We start from the raw sequence: 19,943 nt of genomic DNA, 5'->3' as shown, positions 1-19,943 counted from the left end.
GTCACGCGCTCATTCGTCGTTCAGCGAGTCGTAGAATGCCTTGTCCGCCTTCAATCCGGTCGGAAGCGGTAGCGGATGCTCACGCCAGAACCGTTGCAACCACTCCGGCGCCGGGCGGCCATTCGCATGGCGCTTGTAATAGTCGCCGATCGCCAGCGCGACGATGTCGTGCATCGCCGTGCCGCGCTCATCCGCGAGGCGGGCGATCATTCTTACCACCGCTTCATCCTCGATCAGGAACGGGTGCGACAACGCCTCTTCCTCGGCGCGGGTCGGCGGGGGCGGGATGGCGTTCATGCCACCCCCTCATACGCCTCCACGATCCGCCCGACAATCGGATGACGCACGACGTCGGCGGCGGTGAAGCGGCAGAGCGAGATGCCCTCCACGCCCTCCAGCCGCGTCGTGGCATCGGCCAGGCCGCTGGCGCCGACACCGCCGGGCAAGTCGGTCTGGTTCGGATCGCCGCAGATCACCATCCGGCTGTTCTGGCCAAAGCGGGTGAGGAACATCTTCATCTGCGCGGGCGTGGTGTTCTGCGCCTCGTCGAGGATCACGAACGCGTCGCCCAGCGTCCGGCCGCGCATGAAGGCGATCGGCGCGATCTCGATCTCGCCCGACGCGATCCGCCGCTCGACCTGCTCGGCGGGCAGGCAGTCGTACAGCGCGTCGTAGAGCGGGCGCAGGTACGGATCGACCTTCTCCTTCATGTCGCCGGGCAGGAAGCCGAGGCGCTCGCCCGCCTCCACCGCCGGGCGCGACAGGATCAGCCGCTGCACGCTGCCCGCGATCAGCTGCGCGACCGCCTGCGCGACCGCGATATAGGTCTTGCCGGTCCCCGCCGGCCCCAGCGCGAAGATCATGTCGTGCGTCGTCAGCTCGCGCATGTAATGCGCCTGCGCGGGCGTGCGCGGGACGATCGTCTTCTTGCGCGTGCGGATCATCACCGATGGCGCGGCGCTGCGCTCGGTCGAGATGATGCCGTCCAGCACCGGCTCCGCCGCCATCGCGATCGAGGCGTCGACCAGACCGGTATCGACCTCCTCGCCGCGCTGGATTCGCGCATACAGGTCGTGGAGCACGTCGCGCGCCAGCGCCACCTGCTCGGCGGTACCCTCCAGCCCGACGCGGTTGCCGCGCGCAGTGATATATACGCCCAGCCGGTTCTCCAGCGCCACCAGATGCTGATCGTATTGCCCGAACAGGCGGCTCAGCAGTTGCGGGCGATCGAAGACGACCTCGGCGCGCGAACGCTCGCCAGCGTGGGCGGGGACGGGTTTACGGCTCATGCGGCTCCTGTGGCGATGGGCAACGCGCGGCGACGATCGCCACAAGGGCGAGATAGGGGCGGCGCGTGACGGCACAATGGCATCGCGGCGAGTGTGGCAGGGGTTGAAGGTGGCGGAAAGGCGAAATCTCGAAAACCTCCCCTGAAAGGGGAGGGGGACCACCCGCAGGGTGGTGGAGGGGTAGTCGCGCGCGGTGACGCTACGAGCCTCAAGACCCCTCCGTCAGCGCTGCGCGCTGCCACCTCCCCTTGCAGGGGAGGTTAAGGGTCACGCCGCCGCCAGCGCCCGTACCTCACCCGTCAGCGACAGCGGCCCGGCCTCCACCAGCGTCACGTCCAGCATGTCGCCGATCGCGTGCGGCCCGACGACATGCACCGATTGCAGCCACGGCGACTTGCCCAGCCATTGCCCGTCGCGCTTGCCCTTGCGCTCGATCAGCACGCGGCAGGTCCGCCCGACCGAGGCGGCATTGAACGCCGCCTGATCGCGCTGGAGCGCGGCCTGCAACCGCTGCAACCGTTCGTCCATCACCTCCGCCGCGACCTGTTCGCCCAGCGTCGCCGCCGGGGTGCCGGGGCGCGGCGAATATTTGAAGCTGTACGCCTGCGCATAGCCGACCGCATCGACCAGGCTCAGCGTCTCGGCGAACTCCGCCTCGGTCTCGCCGGGGAAGCCGACGATGAAATCGCCCGACAGCGCGATATCGGGGCGCGCCGCGCGCATCCGGTCGAGTAGCCGCAGATAGCCGTTGCGCGTGTGCTGGCGGTTCATCGCGCGCAGCACGCGATCGCTTCCGGCCTGCACCGGCAGATGGAGGAACGGCATCAGGCTTTCGACATCGCGATGCGCGTCGATCAACCCCTGCGCCATGTCATTGGGATGGCTGGTCGTATAGCGGATCCGCGCCAGTCCGGGCACGCGGTCCAGCGCGCGGATCAGGTCGTGCAGCCCCCGCCCGTCGCCGTCGCTCCACGCGTTGACGTTCTGCCCCAGCAGCGTGATCTCGCGCGCGCCGGCATCGACCAGCGCCTTCGCCTCGTCGACGATCGCCGCGAACGGGCGGCTGATCTCCGCGCCGCGCGTGTACGGCACCACGCAATAGGTGCAGAACTTGTCGCACCCTTCCTGCACGGTCAGGAACGCGCCCGGCGCGACGTTGCGGCGCGCGGGGAGGGCGCCGAACTTCGACGCCAGCGGCATGTCGGTGTCGAGCGCCGCCTCGCCCTTCGCCGCCGCCGCGACCAGTTTCGGCAGGTTGTGATACGCCTGCGGGCCGACCACCACGTCCACCTTGGCGCGGCGCACGATCTCCTCGCCCTCGGCCTGCGCGACGCAGCCCGCGACCGCGATCATCGGCGCACGCCCTTCCGCGCCCGCCACCTTCCGCACGCGCCCGATGTCCGAATAGACCTTCTCGGTCGCCTTCTCGCGGATGTGGCAGGTGTTGAGCACGACCAGATCGGCGGCATTGGCGTCGTCGGTCGCGACCATCCCCTCGGCAGCCATCAATTCGGCCATCCGCTCACCGTCATAGACGTTCATCTGGCAACCGAACGACTTGACGTGAAAGGTCTTCGGGGGAGTCTTGGGCGCTGCGGACATGCGGGCGCCCTTAGCGGAAACGCGTCACCCTGACCAGCGCAGCCGCATGTCATGGCGGTCCAGCCCCGCGCCGTAACCGTCCGCCACCACCGCCTCGACCACGAAGCCGAACCGCTCGTAGAAGCCGCGCGTATGCTGGCTGGTGTCGAGGCACGCCTGTGTCACCCCCGGCGTCGCGCGCGCCGCGCGCAACCGCGCCTCGGTCAGCACGCTGCCCAGGCCGGTGCGGTGCAGCGCGCGGTCGACCATCCCCCAGCAAAACCCTGCCGTCACGCCGTCGCCAGCGACCTTATGCCCTCGACACGCCACGACGCGCCCGTCGCGCTCTATCACCTGGAACGTCCAGTCGGCGGCGTCGCGGTCGAGAAATGCCGCGAAATCCTCGCGTTCGCTGGCGGCGAAGAAGGTCGGCACGTTCCCGTCGAACAATGCCAGACACGCATCGCGATCGGTCGCGGCATAGGCGCGCACCGCCGTCACGATTGCGTCTTCAGATAGGCGATCAAATCGGCGCGATCGAGCGGATCGCGCACCCCCGGAAAGGCCATGCTGGTACCCGGCACCATGCCACGCGGATCGGCCAGCCAGCGGTCGAGCCGTGCGGCATCCCATGTCCCCGCTTGCGCCTGCAACGCCTCGGTATAGCCGAAGCGCGCGCTGTTCTGCCCGATCTTCGCGCCGTAGACGCCGTGCAGGTTCGGGCCGTTGCGATCCTGCCCGCCCGCCGCGATCGAGTGACACGCCGCGCATTGCCCGAACCGCCGCGCACCCGCCTCGGCATCCGCGACCCGCATCAATTGCGCGAAACCGGGGTTCGGCCCCAGCCGTGCGCGCCGCTCCGCACTGTCGTCGCGCGAACAGCCGGCGGCGAGCAGCGCGGCAAGCACGATCACGCGCCGCATCACGCCGCCTCGATCCGCGCCCGCGCCGTCGCGGCGATCGCCTTGCGGTCGCCGCTCGGCACGAACGGTTCCAGAAAGTGCAGCGTCGCGGTGAAATGGCCAGCGCGGTTCAACACCCGGATGGCGTGTTGCGCGCCCGGCTCGGCCCCCACCCAGGCCAGATCGTCGGTGGCGTCGCCGTAATCGATCCGCACCGGCTGCACGCGCACGCCCGGCGGCGGCGGATCGAGCGCGGCGAGCAGCCCGGCCTTGAAGGGCAGCAGCGTCCGCCCGTCGCCGGTCGTCCCCTCCGGGAAGATCCCCACCGGCTGCGGTCCGGCCAGCTGCGCGCGGAGCGCGGCGACCTGCGCCTCGATCCCCATCCGGTCGCCGCGCTTGACGAACAGGGTGTGGTTCAGCGTACAAAGCCAGCCGACCAGCGGGGCATCGCGCAATTCGGCCTTGGCGACGAACGCCGCGCCGCTCGCCCCCGCCAGCAGCGGGATGTCGATCCAGCTCAGATGATTGGACAGCAGCACCCCGTCGCGGGTCAGCGGCGTGCCGACGATACGCACCCGCGCGCCGACGATCCACGCGACCCAGCCCAGGAAGCGGCGCGGCCACGGCGACCGCGCACGCACCAGCCGCCACGCTCCATGCAGCAGCAGCGCCAGCGCGAGCGCCCCGGCCAAGGCCGCCAGCCGCCCCACCGCGCGGGCGTTCACGGCTCAGTCCTTGCGGAGCGCGACGCCGTACAATTCCATGCGGTGATCGACCAGCCGGAAGCCCAGCCGCTCGGCGATCGCCTTTTGCAGCAGCTCCAGTTCGGGATCGACGAACTCGATCACCTTGCCGGTCTCGACATCGATCAGATGGTCGTGATGCGCCTCGGGCGAGGGTTCGTAGCGCGCGCGTCCGTCGCCGAAATCGTGACGGTCCAGGATGCCCGCCTCCTCGAACAGCCGCACGGTGCGATAGACGGTCGCGATCGAAATGCCCGGATCGATCGCCGAGGCGCGCGCATAGACCTTCTCGACGTCGGGATGATCCTCCGCCTCGGAAAGGACGCGCGCGATCACGCGGCGCTGTTCGGTAATCCGCAGGCCCTTTTCATGGCACAGCGCTTCGAGATCGATCTTGCGAGGCATGGTCGGGGCTGTACCGAATTTAGCTTGTTGCGAAAAGCGCTACCGACTCGCAACACGATGAAGCGTGTCAGGCGCGCAGGTCGCGGGCGTAGGTGTGGGCATCGTGCGTCTGGCCGCCCGTGCCGCGATAATAATCGCGCCGCACGCCCGCGCGAACGAAGCCGTGCGCGGCGTACAGCGCCACCGCCGGATTGTTGGCGCGCACCTCCAGATGCAGCCGCGCGACGCCGCGTCCGTCGCACTCCGCGATCACCCCGCGCAGCAACGCCGCCCCCACGCCGCGTCGCCGCGCCGCCGGATCGACCGCGATCAGCAGCAGTTCGGCCTCGTCCATGATCGCGCGGACCAGCGCGAAGCCGACTACCACATCGTCGACGCGGGCGAGCGTCAGCCAGACGCCCGGCATGGCCAGAATCCCGATGCACTGGCTGCGCGTCCACGCCTCGCCGTACCGCGGGTCGAAGGCGGCGCCCATGATGCGGTCCACCGCCTCGGCATCGGCGGCACCGCCGGGCGCCAGCTCGATCAGCCGCACCCGCGTCGTCATGCGGCGGCAGGCCTCGGGGCGGGCGGCTTCGCATCGGGCGCGCGGCCGTAGAAGGGCACCGGCGGCAAGGCGCGCGCTTCGGGCGGGATCAGCAGGGCGTGGCGCGCATCCGGCAACGCCTCGTCGGTGGCCACGGCGGGGTCGAGCGTCGTCAGCCAGCGCGTCCCCGATCCGACCGCGCGCCGCCCGTCCAGCGCCGCCAGCGCCGCCGCCGGGGTCAGCGAACGGGGTGCGTCGAGCGCGGCGAAGGGAGCGACGAAGCCCTGCATGAAGACCTCACCGTGCCCGCCTTCCATCACCACCGCAAGCGGGCGATCGTCGTCGGCCAGCGCGGCGACCGCGACCAGCGACGGCGCGCCATATCCCGCGATGTCCGCGCCCCAGCCGAAGGCCAGCGCGCGCGCCGCGGCGATCCCGACCCGGATCCCGGTAAAGCTGCCCGGCCCGACATCGACCAGCACGCGCCCGGCCCGCCCGCCATCGGGCAGCGCGGCGATCATCGGCACCAGCCGCTCGGCGTGGCCGCGCCCGACCACGTCATGCGCGTGCGCCACCAGCCGTTCGTCCTCGAACAGCGCGACCGAACAGGCGGCGGTCGCGGTGTCGATCACCAGGGTGCGGGTCATGCCCAAAGCCAGATCAAACGACGCGGTTGAACGTCTCGAACGCCGGACGCGGGTTGCGCGGGTGGAGCGTCGCGGTGTCGCCATAGCCGAGCGTGGCGATGAAGTTCGCGCGCACGTTCGGCGTGTCGGCGAAGAACGCCTTGTCGACCGCTCCGGCGTCGAAGCCCGACATCGGCCCGACATCCACGCCCAGCGCGCGCGCGGCGAGGATCAGATAGCCGCCCTGCAGCGACGAGTTGCGGAACGCCGATGCCTCGCGCAGTTCGCGATTGCCGTCGAACCAGCTTTTTGCGTCGGCGTGCGGGTAGAGCGTCGGCAGGTGTTCGTGGAACTCGACGTCCATGCCCAGCACGACGCTGACCGGCGCCTTCAGTATCTTCGTCGCATTGCTGTCCGATGCGGCGGCGGCCAGCGTCGCCTTGGCCTCGTCCGACACGCACCACACCAGCCGCGCGGGAAGCTGGTTGGCCGAGGTCGGCCCCATCTTCATCAGGTCCCAGATCGCGCGCAGCGTGTCCTCGCCCACCGGCTCGTCGCGATAATGGTTGAAGGTGCGCGCGGTGCGGAACAGCTGGTCCAGCGCGGCGTCGTCGAGCGGGGCGGCCATCGGAAACTCCGTTTGTCGGGGAAGGGCAGGGCGCGCGGTCAGACCGCGCGCACCTCGGTCACTTCGGGCACGTAATAGCGCAGCAGTTGCTCGATGCCGTTCTTCAGCGTCGCGCTCGACGACGGGCAGCCCGCGCACGCGCCCTGCATCCGCAGGTACACCTTGCCCTTGTCGAAGCCGCGATAGACGATGTCGCCGCCGTCGTTCGCCACCGCCGGGCGGACGCGCGTCTCGATCAGGTCCTTGATCTGCGCGACGATGTCGGCGTCGGCGGGATCGTCGGTGAACGCCTCTTCCTCGGCCGGCACGCTGAACCCGGCGCCGCCGGTGCGGAACAGCGGCATCTGCGCGGTGAAATGATCCATCAGGACCGCGAGCACGTCAGGCTTCAGGTCGCGCCATTCCGCGCCCGGCGCGGCGGTGACGGAGACGAAATCGCGCCCGAAGAATACGCCGGTCACGTCGCCCAGCCCGAACAGCGCATCGGCCAGCGGGCTGGCCTCCGCCTCTTCCGGGGTCGCGAAGTCGCGCGTGCCGGCGTCCATGACGACGCGGCCGGGCAGGAACTTGAGCGTCGCCGGGTTCGGCGTGGCTTCGGTCTCGATCAGCATGACGCCCATGTGGCGCGTGGCCGCAAGGGGATCAAGCGCAGGGTGCGAAAGCCTTCGTTTCGCCCGGCATAGCTGCCCGACGCGCGCTTCGTGCCCGGGCGCGGCGGCGCGCTTTCGGCGCGGGGGGCGTTGCCGGGGGCGTGCGCGCACCCTACAATCGCCTGATGCATCCTTATTCGCGCGTGCTCGCGAAGCCGCTCGTCGCCCTCCTGCTCGTCTCCGTCGCGCTGCCGCTTCCCGCGCAGCAGCGTGCGCGTCGCGCGGCGCCGGTCTCCAGAACGTTGCCGCCGAAGGCGGTGCCGACGCGGGCGACCGCGCCGGTCACGGTCGATACGCGACCGTGGCTGTTCGCCGATTCGGATATCCCGCCCGATCCCAACTGGCATTTCGGCGCATTGCCCAGCGGGCTGCGCTATGCCGTCCGCCGCAACGCGGTGCCGCCGGGGCAGGTGGCGGTGCGGGTGCGGATCGATGCCGGCTCCCTTTATGAAACCGATGCCGAACAGGGCTTCGCGCACCTGATCGAGCATCTGTCGTTCCGCGGCTCCAAATACGTGCCCGATGGTGAGGCGAAGCGCGTGTGGCAGCGGTTCGGCGCGACGTTCGGCAGCGATTCCAACGCCTCCACCACTCCGACCCAGACCGTCTACAAGCTCGACCTGCCCGGCGCGACCGACGTGAAGCTGGACGAAAGCCTGAAGATCTTCTCCGGCATGATGGCCGCGCCCGCGATCACCGACGCCGGGCTGGCGGCGGAGCGGCCGGCGGTGCTGGCCGAACAGCGCGAGGCGCCGGGGCCGCAGGTCCGCTACGGCGATGCGATCCGCGAAACCTTCTTCGCCGGACAGCCGCTCGCCAGCCGCTCGCCGATCGGCACGATCAAGACGCTGGAAGCCGCGACGCCGGCCACCGTGCAGGCGTTCCACGATCGCTGGTATCGTCCGTCGCGCGCGGTGGTCATCATCTCCGGCGACATCGACCCGGATGTCGCGGCGCGGCTGGTCGTGAAGAATTTCGGCGGCTGGCAGGGCAAGGGGGCGAACCCCGCCGATCCGGATTTCGGCACCCCCAAGGCGGGTGAGCCGGTGGCGAGGACGGTCGCCGAACCCTCGCTGCCGGCGGTCGTCGCCACCGCCGTGCTGCGTCCGTGGAAATATCAGAGCGACACGATCGTCTTCAACCAGAAGCGGATGGTCGACATGCTGGCGCTGCGCGTCATCAATCGCCGGCTGGAGACGCGTGCGCGCGCCGGGGGCAGCTTCCTCCAGGCGTCGGTCAGCCTCGACGACGTGTCGCGCTCCGCCAACGGCACGTTCATGAACGTCATCCCGATCGGCAACGACTGGGAGGCGGCGCTCAAGGACGTGCGCGCGGTCGTCGCCGACGCGATGGTCAACCCGCCGACGCAGGGCGAGATCGATCGCGAGCTCGCCGAATACGATGCGGCGATGAAGAACGACGTCGATACCGCGCGGGTCGAGGCGGGGTCGAAACAGGCCGACGACATGGTCAGCGCGCTCGACATCCGCGAAACGGTCGCTGGGCCGCAGACCAGCTACGACATCCTGAAACAGGCGCGCGCGAAGGGCATGTTCACGCCCGCCGCGATCATCGAATCGACCAACCGCCTCTTCAAGGGCGACGCCAGCCGCGCGCTCGTCAACACCCGCACCGCCGATCCGACCGCCGCCGCGCGGCTGGCGGCGGCGATGAAGGCCGACGTGTCGAAGCTGGTCGGCAAGCGCACCGAACAGGCGGCGGTCGATTTCTCGCGCGTGCCGAAGCTGGGGCAGCCGGGCACGGTGCTGGCCAAGACCCGCGTCGGCGACCCGCCGATGGAGCAGGTGACGTTCGCCAACGGGGTGCGCGCGCTGATCTACCCCAACGCCTCGGAGACGGGGCGCGTGTACCTGCGCGTCCGGTTCGGGCGCGGCTATCAGGCGCTACCGTCGGATCGGCCGACCGCGGCTTGGGCGGGCGACAATGCGCTGATCGCCAGCGGGATCGGCAAGCTGGACCAGAGCGACCTCGATCAGCTCACCACCGGGCGGCGCATGGGGCTCGATTTCGACATCGGCGACGATGCGTTCCTGTTCGGGGCGCAGACCACGCCGGGCGACTATGCCGACAATCTGACGCTGATGGCCGCCAAGCTGGCCGCGCCGCGCTGGGACAAGGCGCCGGTGGCGCGCGCGCGCGCGGCGATGCTGGCGGGTTATGCCGGGCTGTCCTCCTCGCCTGACGGCGTGCTGGCGCGCGATCTGGAAGGGCTGCTGCGCGATGGCGATCCGCGCTGGGGCGTGCCGTCGCTGGCCGAGATCGAGAAGCTGGACGCGGGCGCGTTCCGGAAGCTCTGGCAACCGTTGCTCGCGACCGGCCCGATCGAGGTCGACGTGTTCGGCGACGTGAAGCCGGAGGAGGCGATCGCGGCGGTGGCGAAGAGCTTCGGCGCGCTGAACCCCCGCAGGATGGAGCCGCCCCGCTCACCGCAGGTGCGCTTCCCCGCGCATAACGCCACCCCGGTGCTGCGCACGCACGACGGCGACGACAATCAGGCGGCGGCGGTGATCGCCTGGCCGACCGGCGGCGGATCGGCGGACCATGCCGAGCAGCGGCGGCTCGACGTGCTGGCCGCGGTGTTCAACGACCGATTGTTCGATCGCCTGCGCTCGGTCGCGGGGGCCAGCTATTCGCCCAGCGCACAGAGCCAGTGGCCGGTCGGCCAGCCCGGCGGCGGCCGCCTGATCGCGATCGGCAAGGTCGCGCCCGACAAGGTGCCGCTGTTCTTCCAGCTCTCGCGCCAGATCGCGGCGGAACTGGTCTCGACCCCGGTCAGCGAGGACGAACTGCGCCGCACGATCGTCCCGATGCTGCAATATATGGCGCGCGCGTCGTCGGGGAACCAGTTCTGGCTGCTACAGACCAGCGGCGGCACGTTCGACCCGAAGCGGATCGAGGCCAGCCAGTCGCTGGTCGGCGACATGACGCAGATCACGCCGGCGTCGCTGCAGGCGACCGCGGCGAAGTATCTGCGTCCCGACAAGGACTGGACGATGGCGGTGGTACCGAAGGGAAAGTGATCGTCGCCCCTGCTTAGGCAGGGGCCTATCGCTCTCCCGACGCGAGATGCCGCTGATGGCATGGGTCTACATCATGACCAACGCCCCCAGCGGCACGCTCTATATCGGCGTCACCGCGCACCTCGCCGCGCGCATTCAACAACATCGCGAGGGCAGGGGATCGGACTTCTGCAAGGAACATGGCCTGACGCGACTGGTGTACGTGGAATCGCATGACACGATGCTGGAGGCCATCACCCGCGAGAAAGCGCTGAAGAAATGGAAGCGCGCGTGGAAACTGAACCTGATCGGCAGCGTCAATCCCGACTGGCGCGACTTGTGGGCCGACATCAACATGTAGTTCCGTCGCCCCTGCGCAGGCAGGGGCCTATGTCTGCCGCCCCATGCGCTGTCTACGCGGTGGTGCGATCAACCGATCGCACCGCCCTAGGACAGAGCGATAGGCCCCTGCCTGCGCAGGGGCGACGGTGGCGAGCTAAGCTCCCACCCCATAAAGCGCATCCAGCCGCGCCCCATATACCTGCCGCAACACATGCCGCCGGATCTTCAAGCTCGGCGTCAGCTGTTCGTTCTCGATCCCGAACGGTTCGTCCGCCAGTATCCACCGCCGTACCCGCTCGGTCACCGACAGCACCGCATTCGTCCGATCGACCGCCGCTTGTACGGCCGAACGAAACGCCGGGTCTTCCGCCAGCACCGCTCCGCGCTTGCCGTTCGCGGCCGCCCATTCCGCGCTCCACTCGGCATCGGGCACCAGCACCGCGACCATATGCGGCCGCCGGTCGCCCGCGATCATCGCCTGCCCGATCTCGGGCTGGAGCGTCAGAAGCCCCTCCACCTTCTGCGGCGCGACATTCTCGCCCTTGTCGTTGATGATCAGGTCCTTCTTGCGGTCGGTGATCCGTATCCGCCCGCCCGCGTCGATCTCGCCGATGTCGCCGGTGTGCAGCCAGCCATCCTTCAGGACGCGCGCCGTCTCCGCCTCGTTGCGCCAGTAACCCTGCATCACCAGTTCGCCGCGCACCAGGATCTCGCCATCCTCGGCGATCCGCACCTCGGTATCGGCCAGCGGCGGCCCGACCGAATCCATCGTCACGCCGACGCTCGGGCGGTTGCACGAGATGACCGGCGCGGCCTCGGTCTGTCCGTATCCTTGCAGGAAGCAGACGCCGAGCGACTGGAAGAACACGCCCACCTCGGGCGTCAGCGGCGCGCCGCCGGAGATCATCGCCTTCATCCGCCCGCCGAACTTGCGCGCGATCTTGGGCTTGAACAGCGCATCGACCAGCAGCGCCTTGGGCCGGTCGGTCAGCCGCAGCGTTCCCGCATCGCGCTTCGCCCCGATATCCAGCGCGGCGGCGAGCAGCTTCGCCGGCATCCCGCCCTGTTTCGCGATCGCCTTCGAGATGCGGGTGCGCAGCACCTCGAACAGGCGCGGCACGACGAACATGATCGTCGGGCGCACTTCCTCGATATTCGCGGCCAGCTTGTCGAGGCTCTCGGCATAATAGATCTGCCCGCCCATCCCGATCGGGAAATGCTGCCCGCCGGTATGCTCATAGGCGTGGCTGAGCGGCAGGAACGACAGGAACACCTCGTCGCCCCAGCCGAAATCCTCCGCCACCACCGCCGAGCAGCCCGCGACATTGTGCAGGATCGCGCCGTGGTGCTGCATCACCCCGCGCGGCGCGCCGCCGGTGCCGCTGGTGTAGATCAGGCACGCCAGGTCGGTGCGCGCGAAATCGGCCTGCGCCGCGACCGTCGCCGCTTCGGCGGGATGCTGGTCGATCAACGTCTGCCAGTCGAACACGTCGATCGCCGCCTGGCCCAGCCGCATCGGCTCGATCCCGATCAGCATCTGCGGGCGGATCGAATGGAGGATCGCGGGCATCAACGCGCGGGCCAGCTTCGCGGTGGAGACGATCACCGCCTTCGCGCCCGAATTCTCGATGATGTGCGCGTGGTCGCGCTCGGTGTTGGTGGTATAGGTCGGAACGGTCACGCACCCGGCGGCCATGATCGCCAGATCGGCGATGCACCATTCGGGGCGGTTTTCGCTGACCAGCATCACGCGGTCGCCGCGTTCCAGTCCGATCGCGCGCAACCCGGTGGCCAGCCGCGCCACCGTCTCCGCCGCCGCACGCCAGCTTGTCGCCACCCACGCGCCGTCCCGCTTCTGCCACAGGAACGGCGCATCGCCCTTTTCGGCGGCGCGCGCGAAGAACATCGTGACGAGATTGGGAAAATGTTCGAGCCGCCGCATATCCTCTCCCGCGTGCTTCTTTTTATCGTTCTGGCGTAGTGCGTTATTGCTGGAGCGAGTTTCCCGGACTGCGCGGGTCGGCCGCGCCGGCCCACTGCCCGTCCGGCCGCTTCTCGACCGCATTCGCCTTCAGCCCCAGCTTCGCGATCGTGACATGGTGCCCCAGCGTCTCCAGCGGCCCCCGCATCGCGGTCAGCGCGGTGCCGTCTTCCAGCACCAGACCGTCGGCGTTGAAGAATTCCTGCCCCAACGCGATCGACTCCTGCGCCGACAGCCCCCAGTCGAAATGGGCGACCAGCGCCTTCAGCACCTGCATGATGATCGTCTTGCCGCCGGCCGCGCCGATCGCGAAGACGGGCTTGCCGCCGCGGTCGTAGACGATCGTCGGCGACATCGACGACAGCGGGCGCTTGCCCGGCGCGACCGCGTTGGCGACCGGCCGGCCGTCCTTTTCGGGGACGAAGCTGAAATCGGTCAGCTCGTTGTTGAGGATATAGCCGTTGACGGTCAGCTGGCTGCCGAACGCGCTCTCGACGGTGTTGGTCCAGGTCATGACGTCGCCATCGTCGTCGACCGCGACGAAATGCGTCGTGCCTGCCACCTCGCTCGACGGCGCGTGGGTCCGCGCTTCCGCCCCCGGCGGCACGCCCGGTTCGTAGGAGGTACGCGCATGGTCGAGGTCGATCAGCTTCGACCGCGCGCGCAGGTACGCCGGGTCGATCATGCCCCGCAGCGGCACCGTCACGAAGTCGCTGTCGCCCAGATAGCGGTCGCGGTCGGCATAGGCGAGCCGCATCGCCTCGCCGATCACGTGCCAGCTGCGCACATCGTCCTTGCCCCAGCGCGCGATCGGAAAGCGCTCGATCATCCCCAGGATCTGCAGCACCGTCACCCCGCCCGACGACGGCGGTCCCATGCCGCACACCGTCCATGTGCGATACGGGCCGCATACGCCGGGGCGCTGCTTCGCCTGATAGCCGGCCAGGTCGGTCGGGGTCAGCGGCACCGGATTGCGCGGCGCCTCCGTCACCGCCCGCGCCACCGTCGCGGCATTGTCGCCGCTATAGAACGCCTCCGCCCCCTCGGCCGCGACGCGGCGCAGGAACGCCGCCAGCGTCGGGTTGCGGAACGTGTCGCCCTCGCGCAGCGGCCGCCCGTCGATCGCATACAGCGCGCGCAGTTCGGGGAAGTCCTTCCACACCGGCGCGACCTGCTTCAGCGACGACGCCAGCCGTGCGTTCACGACGAAGCCCTGATCCGCCAGCCGGATCGCCGGCTCGAACAGGCGCGGCCACGGCAGCTTGCCCCATTTGCGATGCGCCAGCGCGGCCAGCCGCAGCGTGCCGGGCACCCCGACCGAATAGCCGCCCGGCCATGCCTGTACGAACGGCAGCGGCTTTCCGTCGGGGCCGATGAAGCGATCGGGCCGCGCCGCCGCCGGGGCGGTTTCGCGCCCGTCAAGCGTGTCGAGCACGCCCGTCCTGCCGCCGTGATGCAGCAGCAATCCCCCGCCGCCGACCCCGCTCGATTGCGGCTCGACCACCCCCAGCGCGAGCACCATCGCGATCGCGGCATCGGTGGCGCTACCGCCGCCTTGCAGGATCTCCTGCCCGGCGGCGCTGGCACGCGGATCGGCGGCGGACACGACACCCTGCGCGACGACGCCGACCGGCGCGAACAGCATCAGGACGGCGAAGAAGCGGGCGAACAGCTTGGTCATCGCCCGCGACCCTATCGGCTCGGGCGCGGGAGGCAACCGTCACGTCGTTTGCCGCCGCCACCGTCACCCACCTCTTTCCCGTCACCCCGGCGAAGGCCGGGGTCCAGTTGGAAAGGCCGTTGTAACGGAGCGCGGCGCGTCGTCAGCAAGGTCCCGCAACTGGTCCCCGGCCTTCGCCGGGGTGCCGAAGAGAGAGGCGGGCGACAGGCAGGGCGTCAATCCACCCCGACCGCCTCCCCCACGCTCGCGAACCCATCGCGCGCCAGCAGCGCCGCCAGCTCCGCCACCACGCGACGCGGCAGACCGAATCCCTCGTACACCAGCGCGGAATACAGCTGCACCAGGCTCGCGCCGCCGCGGATCCGCGCATAGGCCTCCGCCCCGCTGTCGATCCCGCCCGCCGCGACCAGCGGCACCCGCCCCCCGGTCGCCGCGCGCACGTCGCGCAGTTTCGCCGCCGCCAGCGACCGGAGCGGCGCGCCCGACAGCCCGCCCGTCTCACCGGCGTGCGCGCTCGACAGCGGCGGCCGCGAGATCGTGGTATTCCCGATCACCAGCGCGTCGACCTTGTGATCGATCACCGCCTTCGCCACCCCGTCGATCCCGGCGGCATCCAGATCGGGGGCGATCTTCAGGAACAGCGGCGTCGTCCCCCGCACCGCGACACATGCCGCCAGCAGGTCGCGCAGCGCGTCGCCCGATTGCAGGTCGCGCAACCCCGGCGTGTTCGGCGAGCTGATGTTGATCGTCACGTAATCGGCGACCGGCGCGGCGGCGCGGACCCCCGCGACATAATCCGCGACGCGGTCGGCGGCATCCTTGTTCGCGCCGACGTTGATGCCCAGCACGCCCCCACGCCGCGTCGCCGCCGCGGCGCGCGCGATTCCCGCCGCGAGTCCGCCGTTGTTGAACCCCATCCGGTTGATGACGGCGCGATCCTCCGCCAGCCGGAACAGGCGCGGCTTCGGGTTGCCCGGCTGCGGACGCGGGGTCAGCGTGCCCACCTCGACCGAGCCGAAGCCGCACGCCATCAACCCGCTCACCGCCCGCGCGTCCTTGTCGAGCCCCGCCGCCAGCCCGACCGGGTTGGGGAAGGTCACCCCCGCCACGCGCGTCTCCAGCCGTGGCATCGCCCCCGCCAGCGGCGCGCCCGCCGCTCCCCAGCCGGCGAGCATCCGGATCGCGAGCACATGTGCGGTTTCGGGGTCGAGCGATCGGGCGAGGCGGGGAAGCAGGGCGGCCATGCGCCCGGCTTTCGCGTCCCGCCGGGCGAAGATCAAGCGCCCGGAAATTGTAAGTTTTGCTGCATCTTCTGTCGGATCCATCCAATCCTTTGATCCGAATCAGTGTCATAGAAGGTCTGCGACCCGAAGGGCTTCCTCACGGAAGTCTCTTTCCTTTAGGCCCGGCAGCGATGCCGGGCCTTTTTTTGTTCCACGCCGCCGCGCGGTTGATTTCGCGCGCGCAAGCGACCATCTGCGCAATCGGAACGATTCGATCCGATTTGAGAGTGGTTCGCAACAGATGCGTCTTTCCAGCCTGACCGATTATGCCGTGGTGCTGCTCAGCGCCGCCGCGCGGCATTGTGGCGGGCTGGCGCGACAGAATGCGACGGTGCTGGCGGAGGAAACCGGCGTGCCGCTGCCGACCGCGCAGAAGCTGGTCAGCAAGCTGTCGGCCGCCGGACTGATCGACAGCGCGCGCGGCACCGGCGGCGGCATCCGCCTGTCGCGCCCGCCCGCCTCGATCACGCTGGCGGACATCGTCGAGGCGGTCGAGGGGCCGATCGCGATGACCTCGTGCGTCGATGCGGCGAACCACGATTGCGCGATCGAGGGCAATTGCCGCGTGAAGCCGCACTGGGGCGCGGTCAACCGCGCGGTGCGCGGCGCGCTGGCGGGGATCACATTGGCGCAACTCGCCGCCGACGCGCCGCTGGCGCAGCAGCAGATGAAGGTTGAGGCATAATCATGGCCACCAAGAACGCCGAGGCGCATGCCGCCGTCGCCAAGAAGTACGAATGGGGCTTCGCGACCGAAATCGAACAGGATTTCGCGCCCAAGGGGCTGAGCGAGGACACCGTCCGCTATATCTCGGCGAAGAAGAACGAGCCGGAATGGATGCTCGACTGGCGGCTGAAGGCGTTCCGGCTGTGGCAGACGCTGGAGGCGCCCGACTGGGCGAAGCTCAACGTGCCCCCGATCGACTATCAGGACGCCTATTACTACGCCGAGCCGAAGCAGAAGAAGACGATCGCTTCGCTCGACGAACTCGATCCCGAAATCCGCCGCACCTATGAGAAGCTCGGCATCCCGATCGCCGAGCAGGAAGTGCTGGCGGGGGTCGAGGGCGCGCGCAAGGTCGCGGTCGACGCGGTGTTCGACAGCGTGTCGGTCGCCACCACCTTTCGCGCCGAGCTGAAGGCGGCGGGGGTCATCTTCCTGTCGATCAGCGAGGCGATCCGCGAATATCCCGATCTGGTCCGCAAGTGGCTGGGCAAGGTCGTGCCGCAGCGCGACAATTACTTTGCGACGCTCAACAGCGCGGTCTTCTCCGACGGCACGTTCGTCTACGTGCCGAAGGGCGTGCGCTGCCCGATGGAATTGAGCACGTATTTCCGCATCAACGCCGAGAACACCGGCCAGTTCGAGCGCACGCTGATCGTCGCCGACGAGGGCGCGTATGTCTCCTACCTCGAAGGCTGCACCGCGCCGATGCGCGACGAGAACCAGCTCCACGCCGCGGTGGTCGAGCTGGTCGCGATGGACGATGCCGAGATCAAATATTCGACCGTCCAGAACTGGTATCCCGGCGACGAGAACGGCGTCGGCGGCATCTACAATTTCGTCACCAAGCGCGCTTTGTGTCAGGGCAGGAACAGCAAGGTGTCGTGGACGCAGGTCGAAACCGGCAGCGCGATCACCTGGAAATATCCGTCGTGCGTGCTGGCGGGCGATGGCTCGGTCGGTGAATTCTACTCGGTGGCGGTGACGAACAACCGTCAGCAGGCCGATACCGGCACGAAGATGATCCACCTCGGCAAGAATACCAAATCGACGATCGTGTCGAAGGGGATCAGCGCCGGCCGCTCCGACAACACCTATCGCGGGCTGGTGCGCGTCGCACCGACCGCCGAGAACGTCCGCAACTTCACGCAATGCGATTCGCTGCTGCTGAGCGACCAGTGCGGCGCGCACACCGTGCCGTATATCGAGGTCAAGAACCCCAGCGCGCAGATCGAGCATGAGGCGACCACCAGCAAGATCAGCGACGACCAATTGTTCTACGCGATGTCGCGCGGGCTGGATGCCGAAGCGGCGGTCGCACTGATCGTCAACGGCTTCGCGCGCGAGGTCTTGCAGCAACTCCCGATGGAGTTTGCGGTCGAGGCGCAGAAGCTGCTGGGAATCAGCCTTGAAGGTTCGGTGGGTTAAATCCTTCCGTCACCCCGGCGAAGGCCGGGGTCCAGTTACACCGGTCGGGACTGGATCCCGGCCTACGCCGGGATGACGATGTTACAGATTGAAAACCTCCACGCCGAAATCGACGGCAAGGAAATCCTCAAGGGCCTCTCGCTCGAGGTGAACGCGGGCGAGATCCACGCGATCATGGGGCCGAACGGCGCGGGCAAGTCGACGCTCGGCTACGTCCTCGGCGGGCGCCCCGGTTACGAAGTGACGGCAGGATCGATCACCTTCAACGGCGAGGATTTGCTGGAGAAGGAACCGCACGAGCGCGCCGCCGCCGGCGTGTTCCTCGGTTTCCAGTACCCGGTCGAAATCCCCGGCGTCTCGAACGTCCAGTTCCTGCGCGAGTCGCTCAACGCCCAGCGCGCGCAGCGTGGCGAAAAGCCGCTGTCGGGCGCCGAGTTCCTGAAGCTCGCGCGCGCGCAGGCCGACGCCCTCGGGCTCCAGCACGACATGCTGAAGCGCCCGGTCAACGTCGGCTTCTCGGGCGGCGAGAAGAAGCGCAACGAGATGGTGCAGATGGGCATCATCGACCCGGCGTTCGCGATCCTCGACGAAACCGATTCGGGCCTCGACATCGACGCGCTGCGGATCGTCGGCGACGGCATCAACCGCATCATGCGCCGCCCGGACAAGGCGGTGCTGCTCATCACCCACTATCAGCGCCTGCTCGACTACGTGCAGCCCGATCGCGTCCACGTCCTCGCCGACGGCCGCATCACCCGCTCGGGTGGGCCGGAATTGGCCTTGCAGCTCGAGCGCGAGGGCTATGTCGGCGTCGGGGCCGAGGTGGCGGCGTGATGGTCACGCGAAGCCGCGACGACGCGAAGATTGTTGTTCGCGCAGAGACGCAGAGGCGCAAAGGCGTTGTGCCCTGCCTCGCCAGCGGCTCTCCCGTTCTGCCGTCTAGATGGAAAACGCGCGCTTCCGCGCGCGATATCTCTCTGCGTCTCTGCGTCTCTGCGTCTCTGCGCGAGATCATCTTCTTCGCGTCGTCGCGTCTTCGCGTGAACCCCAAGGCCTAAAAGCATGACCCTCGACCTCCCCTCCAACCGCGAGGAAGCGTGGCGCTGGGCGGATATCGGCGGGATCGCCGCCGCCGCCGTGCTGGCCCCGATCGCGCGCCCGGACGCGAGCTTCCTCGACCTGCCCGGCGCGAAATTGCTGTTCGTCGACGGCGTCCTCGATGACGCCGCCAGCGACCTCCACCGCGTTCGCGTCGGCGATCTCACCCCCGGCACCCACGCGCTCGGCAAGCGCGCCACCAAAGGCTGGTCGCTCCACCTCGACGAACAGGCGGTCGCGCACCCGGTGCAGGTCGTCCACATCGCCACCGGCGGGGACAACCATGTCGCCGCCGAGATCGTCCTCGCCGCCGACACCTCCGCACAGGTCGTCGAGACGTTCGTCGGCGCCGGCTGGTCGAACCGCAACACCCGCATCACGCTCGGCAAGGCCGCGCGCCTGATGCGCGCCGTCCGCATGACGCAAGGGGGCGGTTTCGTCTCGATCCGCGACGAGGCCGAACTGGGCGAGGGGGCGAGCCTTGTCGCCACGACGCTGGCGGCCGGCGATCAGGGCGTCCGCATCGACGCCGCGATCACGCTGGCGGGCGAGGGCGGCTATGCCGAGTACGGCGGCGCGCTGCTGACTCGCGATCGTCTGAAACAGGAATGCGCGGTTCGCGTCCGCCATGCCGAGCCGAATGGCCAGTCGCACCAGCTCTGGCGCGCGGTCGCCGCCGACCAGTCGCAGGCCAGCCTCGCCGCCGCCGTCGAGGTGGCGCGCCACGCGCAGAAGACCGACGGCGAACAGAGCTTGCGCGGCCTGCTCCTCCACCGCACCGCGACCGTCAACCTCAAGCCGGAACTCGAAATCTTCGCCGACGACGTGAAGTGCGCGCACGGCGCGACGGTCGGCGAACTCGACGCGCGCGCGCTCTTCTACATGGAAAGCCGCGGCATCCCCGCGCCCCGTGCCAAGGCACTGCTGACGGAGGCATTCGTCGCCGACGCGCTCGACCGCATCGCCGACGAGACGGTGCGCGAGGCGTTCGCCGCCGACGCCGATGCGTGGCTGGAGAGCGCGTTGTGATACCCCGC

General features: G+C 69.2%; 20 protein-coding genes. 6 read left to right on the top strand and 14 right to left on the bottom strand.

Features of this window, described 5'->3' with window-relative positions:
• Positions 1 to 9: 9 nt before the first annotated feature.
• From NS334_RS08855 to NS334_RS08805, 11 genes are all read right to left on the bottom strand, one after another.
• Positions 10 to 297 (bottom strand): hypothetical protein, encoded by a 288-nt coding sequence (locus NS334_RS08855; RefSeq protein ID WP_058755608.1) that lies wholly within the window; start codon positions 295 to 297, stop codon positions 10 to 12.
• A complete protein-coding gene (locus tag NS334_RS08850; RefSeq protein ID WP_058755607.1) occupies positions 294 to 1,289 on the bottom strand; it encodes a PhoH family protein in 996 nt (331 codons plus the stop codon). The genes NS334_RS08855 and NS334_RS08850 overlap by 4 nt, the downstream gene beginning before the upstream one ends.
• 267 nt (positions 1,290 to 1,556) lie before the next feature.
• On the bottom strand, positions 1,557 to 2,891 hold the full coding sequence (gene miaB, locus NS334_RS08845; protein WP_083500353.1) for a tRNA (N6-isopentenyl adenosine(37)-C2)-methylthiotransferase MiaB: 1,335 nt from the start codon (positions 2,889 to 2,891) through the stop codon (positions 1,557 to 1,559).
• Positions 2,892 to 2,915: 24 nt separating this feature from the next.
• Entirely contained in the window at positions 2,916 to 3,371 is a 456-nt protein-coding gene (locus NS334_RS08840; protein WP_153002658.1) for a GNAT family N-acetyltransferase, read from the bottom strand.
• Positions 3,368 to 3,793: a c-type cytochrome gene (locus NS334_RS08835; protein ID WP_058755605.1), complete on the bottom strand. Its 426-nt coding sequence runs from the start codon at positions 3,791 to 3,793 to the stop codon at positions 3,368 to 3,370. Before NS334_RS08835 ends, NS334_RS08840 begins: the two co-directional genes overlap by 4 nt.
• Positions 3,793 to 4,497 carry a lysophospholipid acyltransferase family protein gene (locus NS334_RS08830; RefSeq protein ID WP_058755604.1) on the bottom strand — a complete coding sequence of 235 codons (705 nt, stop codon included), beginning with the start codon at positions 4,495 to 4,497 and terminating at the stop codon, positions 3,793 to 3,795. Before NS334_RS08830 ends, NS334_RS08835 begins: the two co-directional genes overlap by 1 nt.
• A gap of 3 nt (positions 4,498 to 4,500) precedes the next feature.
• Complete coding sequence (locus NS334_RS08825; RefSeq protein WP_058755603.1) at positions 4,501 to 4,920, bottom strand: Fur family transcriptional regulator; 420 nt, start codon at positions 4,918 to 4,920, stop codon at positions 4,501 to 4,503.
• Between the two features lie 67 nt (positions 4,921 to 4,987).
• The gene (gene rimI, locus NS334_RS08820; RefSeq protein WP_058755602.1) at positions 4,988 to 5,467 is read right to left on the bottom strand and encodes a ribosomal protein S18-alanine N-acetyltransferase; all 480 of its coding nucleotides are present in this window, start codon (positions 5,465 to 5,467) and stop codon (positions 4,988 to 4,990) included.
• On the bottom strand, positions 5,464 to 6,093 hold the full coding sequence (gene tsaB / locus NS334_RS08815; RefSeq protein ID WP_058755601.1) for a tRNA (adenosine(37)-N6)-threonylcarbamoyltransferase complex dimerization subunit type 1 TsaB: 630 nt from the start codon (positions 6,091 to 6,093) through the stop codon (positions 5,464 to 5,466). The genes rimI and tsaB overlap by 4 nt, the downstream gene beginning before the upstream one ends.
• A 13-nt stretch (positions 6,094 to 6,106) precedes the next feature.
• Complete coding sequence (locus NS334_RS08810; RefSeq protein WP_058755600.1) at positions 6,107 to 6,700, bottom strand: malonic semialdehyde reductase; 594 nt, start codon at positions 6,698 to 6,700, stop codon at positions 6,107 to 6,109.
• A 38-nt stretch (positions 6,701 to 6,738) separates the two neighbouring features.
• The gene (locus NS334_RS08805; protein ID WP_058755662.1) at positions 6,739 to 7,311 is read right to left on the bottom strand and encodes a NifU family protein; all 573 of its coding nucleotides are present in this window, start codon (positions 7,309 to 7,311) and stop codon (positions 6,739 to 6,741) included.
• 164 nt (positions 7,312 to 7,475) lie between these two features.
• Between NS334_RS08805 and NS334_RS08800 the strand changes: the two genes are divergently transcribed.
• Both NS334_RS08800 and NS334_RS08795 read left to right on the top strand, forming a co-directional pair.
• On the top strand, positions 7,476 to 10,391 hold the full coding sequence (locus NS334_RS08800; RefSeq protein ID WP_058755661.1) for a M16 family metallopeptidase: 2,916 nt from the start codon (positions 7,476 to 7,478) through the stop codon (positions 10,389 to 10,391).
• 55 nt (positions 10,392 to 10,446) lie between these two features.
• Positions 10,447 to 10,731 carry a GIY-YIG nuclease family protein gene (locus tag NS334_RS08795; protein WP_241491870.1) on the top strand — a complete coding sequence of 95 codons (285 nt, stop codon included), beginning with the start codon at positions 10,447 to 10,449 and terminating at the stop codon, positions 10,729 to 10,731.
• 135 nt (positions 10,732 to 10,866) lie between these two features.
• On the opposite strand, the gene NS334_RS08790 is transcribed toward NS334_RS08795, so the two are convergent.
• From NS334_RS08790 to NS334_RS08780, 3 genes are all read right to left on the bottom strand, one after another.
• Positions 10,867 to 12,654 (bottom strand): AMP-dependent synthetase/ligase, encoded by a 1,788-nt coding sequence (locus tag NS334_RS08790; RefSeq protein WP_058755598.1) that lies wholly within the window; start codon positions 12,652 to 12,654, stop codon positions 10,867 to 10,869.
• A 43-nt stretch (positions 12,655 to 12,697) separates the two neighbouring features.
• The gene (gene ggt, locus NS334_RS08785) at positions 12,698 to 14,374 is read right to left on the bottom strand and encodes a gamma-glutamyltransferase (protein WP_153002657.1); all 1,677 of its coding nucleotides are present in this window, start codon (positions 14,372 to 14,374) and stop codon (positions 12,698 to 12,700) included.
• A gap of 215 nt (positions 14,375 to 14,589) precedes the next feature.
• Positions 14,590 to 15,618 (bottom strand): quinone-dependent dihydroorotate dehydrogenase, encoded by a 1,029-nt coding sequence (locus NS334_RS08780; RefSeq protein WP_058755597.1) that lies wholly within the window; start codon positions 15,616 to 15,618, stop codon positions 14,590 to 14,592.
• 280 nt (positions 15,619 to 15,898) lie between these two features.
• On the opposite strand from NS334_RS08780, the gene NS334_RS08775 reads away from it, so the two are divergent.
• From NS334_RS08775 to NS334_RS08760, 4 genes are all read left to right on the top strand, one after another.
• Positions 15,899 to 16,342 (top strand): SUF system Fe-S cluster assembly regulator, encoded by a 444-nt coding sequence (locus tag NS334_RS08775; RefSeq protein ID WP_058755596.1) that lies wholly within the window; start codon positions 15,899 to 15,901, stop codon positions 16,340 to 16,342.
• A gap of 2 nt (positions 16,343 to 16,344) precedes the next feature.
• Positions 16,345 to 17,808: a Fe-S cluster assembly protein SufB gene (gene sufB, locus NS334_RS08770; RefSeq protein WP_058755595.1), complete on the top strand. Its 1,464-nt coding sequence runs from the start codon at positions 16,345 to 16,347 to the stop codon at positions 17,806 to 17,808.
• Positions 17,809 to 17,886: 78 nt separating this feature from the next.
• Positions 17,887 to 18,642 (top strand): Fe-S cluster assembly ATPase SufC, encoded by a 756-nt coding sequence (gene sufC, locus NS334_RS08765; RefSeq protein ID WP_058755659.1) that lies wholly within the window; start codon positions 17,887 to 17,889, stop codon positions 18,640 to 18,642.
• Between the two features lie 228 nt (positions 18,643 to 18,870).
• The gene (locus NS334_RS08760; RefSeq protein ID WP_058755594.1) at positions 18,871 to 19,935 is read left to right on the top strand and encodes a SufD family Fe-S cluster assembly protein; all 1,065 of its coding nucleotides are present in this window, start codon (positions 18,871 to 18,873) and stop codon (positions 19,933 to 19,935) included.
• The last annotated feature ends 8 nt before the right edge of the window (positions 19,936 to 19,943 follow it).

The organism is Sphingomonas endophytica (assembly GCF_001476895.1).
Lineage (GTDB): Bacteria > Pseudomonadota > Alphaproteobacteria > Sphingomonadales > Sphingomonadaceae > Sphingomonas > Sphingomonas endophytica_A.
Note: the sequence above shows the minus strand (reverse complement) of the source record. Positions and strands in the feature narration are given on the sequence as shown.

Excerpts from the sequence above, each read along its gene's own strand:
- NS334_RS08855 (WP_058755608.1), bottom strand. The coding sequence starts at position 297 with ATGAACGCCATCCCGCCCCCGCCGACCCGCGCCGAGGAAGAGGCGTTG.
- NS334_RS08850 (WP_058755607.1), bottom strand. The coding sequence starts at position 1,289 with ATGAGCCGTAAACCCGTCCCCGCCCACGCTGGCGAGCGTTCGCGCGCC.
- miaB (WP_083500353.1), bottom strand. The coding sequence starts at position 2,891 with ATGTCCGCAGCGCCCAAGACTCCCCCGAAGACCTTTCACGTCAAGTCG.
- NS334_RS08835 (WP_058755605.1), bottom strand. The coding sequence starts at position 3,793 with ATGCGGCGCGTGATCGTGCTTGCCGCGCTGCTCGCCGCCGGCTGTTCG.
- NS334_RS08825 (WP_058755603.1), bottom strand. The coding sequence starts at position 4,920 with ATGCCTCGCAAGATCGATCTCGAAGCGCTGTGCCATGAAAAGGGCCTG.
- rimI (WP_058755602.1), bottom strand. The coding sequence starts at position 5,467 with ATGACGACGCGGGTGCGGCTGATCGAGCTGGCGCCCGGCGGTGCCGCC.
- tsaB (WP_058755601.1), bottom strand. The coding sequence starts at position 6,093 with ATGACCCGCACCCTGGTGATCGACACCGCGACCGCCGCCTGTTCGGTC.
- NS334_RS08810 (WP_058755600.1), bottom strand. The coding sequence starts at position 6,700 with ATGGCCGCCCCGCTCGACGACGCCGCGCTGGACCAGCTGTTCCGCACC.
- NS334_RS08805 (WP_058755662.1), bottom strand. The coding sequence starts at position 7,311 with ATGCTGATCGAGACCGAAGCCACGCCGAACCCGGCGACGCTCAAGTTC.
- NS334_RS08800 (WP_058755661.1), top strand. The coding sequence starts at position 7,476 with ATGCATCCTTATTCGCGCGTGCTCGCGAAGCCGCTCGTCGCCCTCCTG.
- NS334_RS08795 (WP_241491870.1), top strand. The coding sequence starts at position 10,447 with ATGGCATGGGTCTACATCATGACCAACGCCCCCAGCGGCACGCTCTAT.
- NS334_RS08790 (WP_058755598.1), bottom strand. The coding sequence starts at position 12,654 with ATGCGGCGGCTCGAACATTTTCCCAATCTCGTCACGATGTTCTTCGCG.
- ggt (WP_153002657.1), bottom strand. The coding sequence starts at position 14,374 with ATGACCAAGCTGTTCGCCCGCTTCTTCGCCGTCCTGATGCTGTTCGCG.
- NS334_RS08780 (WP_058755597.1), bottom strand. The coding sequence starts at position 15,618 with ATGGCCGCCCTGCTTCCCCGCCTCGCCCGATCGCTCGACCCCGAAACC.
- NS334_RS08775 (WP_058755596.1), top strand. The coding sequence starts at position 15,899 with ATGCGTCTTTCCAGCCTGACCGATTATGCCGTGGTGCTGCTCAGCGCC.
- sufB (WP_058755595.1), top strand. The coding sequence starts at position 16,345 with ATGGCCACCAAGAACGCCGAGGCGCATGCCGCCGTCGCCAAGAAGTAC.
- sufC (WP_058755659.1), top strand. The coding sequence starts at position 17,887 with ATGTTACAGATTGAAAACCTCCACGCCGAAATCGACGGCAAGGAAATC.
- NS334_RS08760 (WP_058755594.1), top strand. The coding sequence starts at position 18,871 with ATGACCCTCGACCTCCCCTCCAACCGCGAGGAAGCGTGGCGCTGGGCG.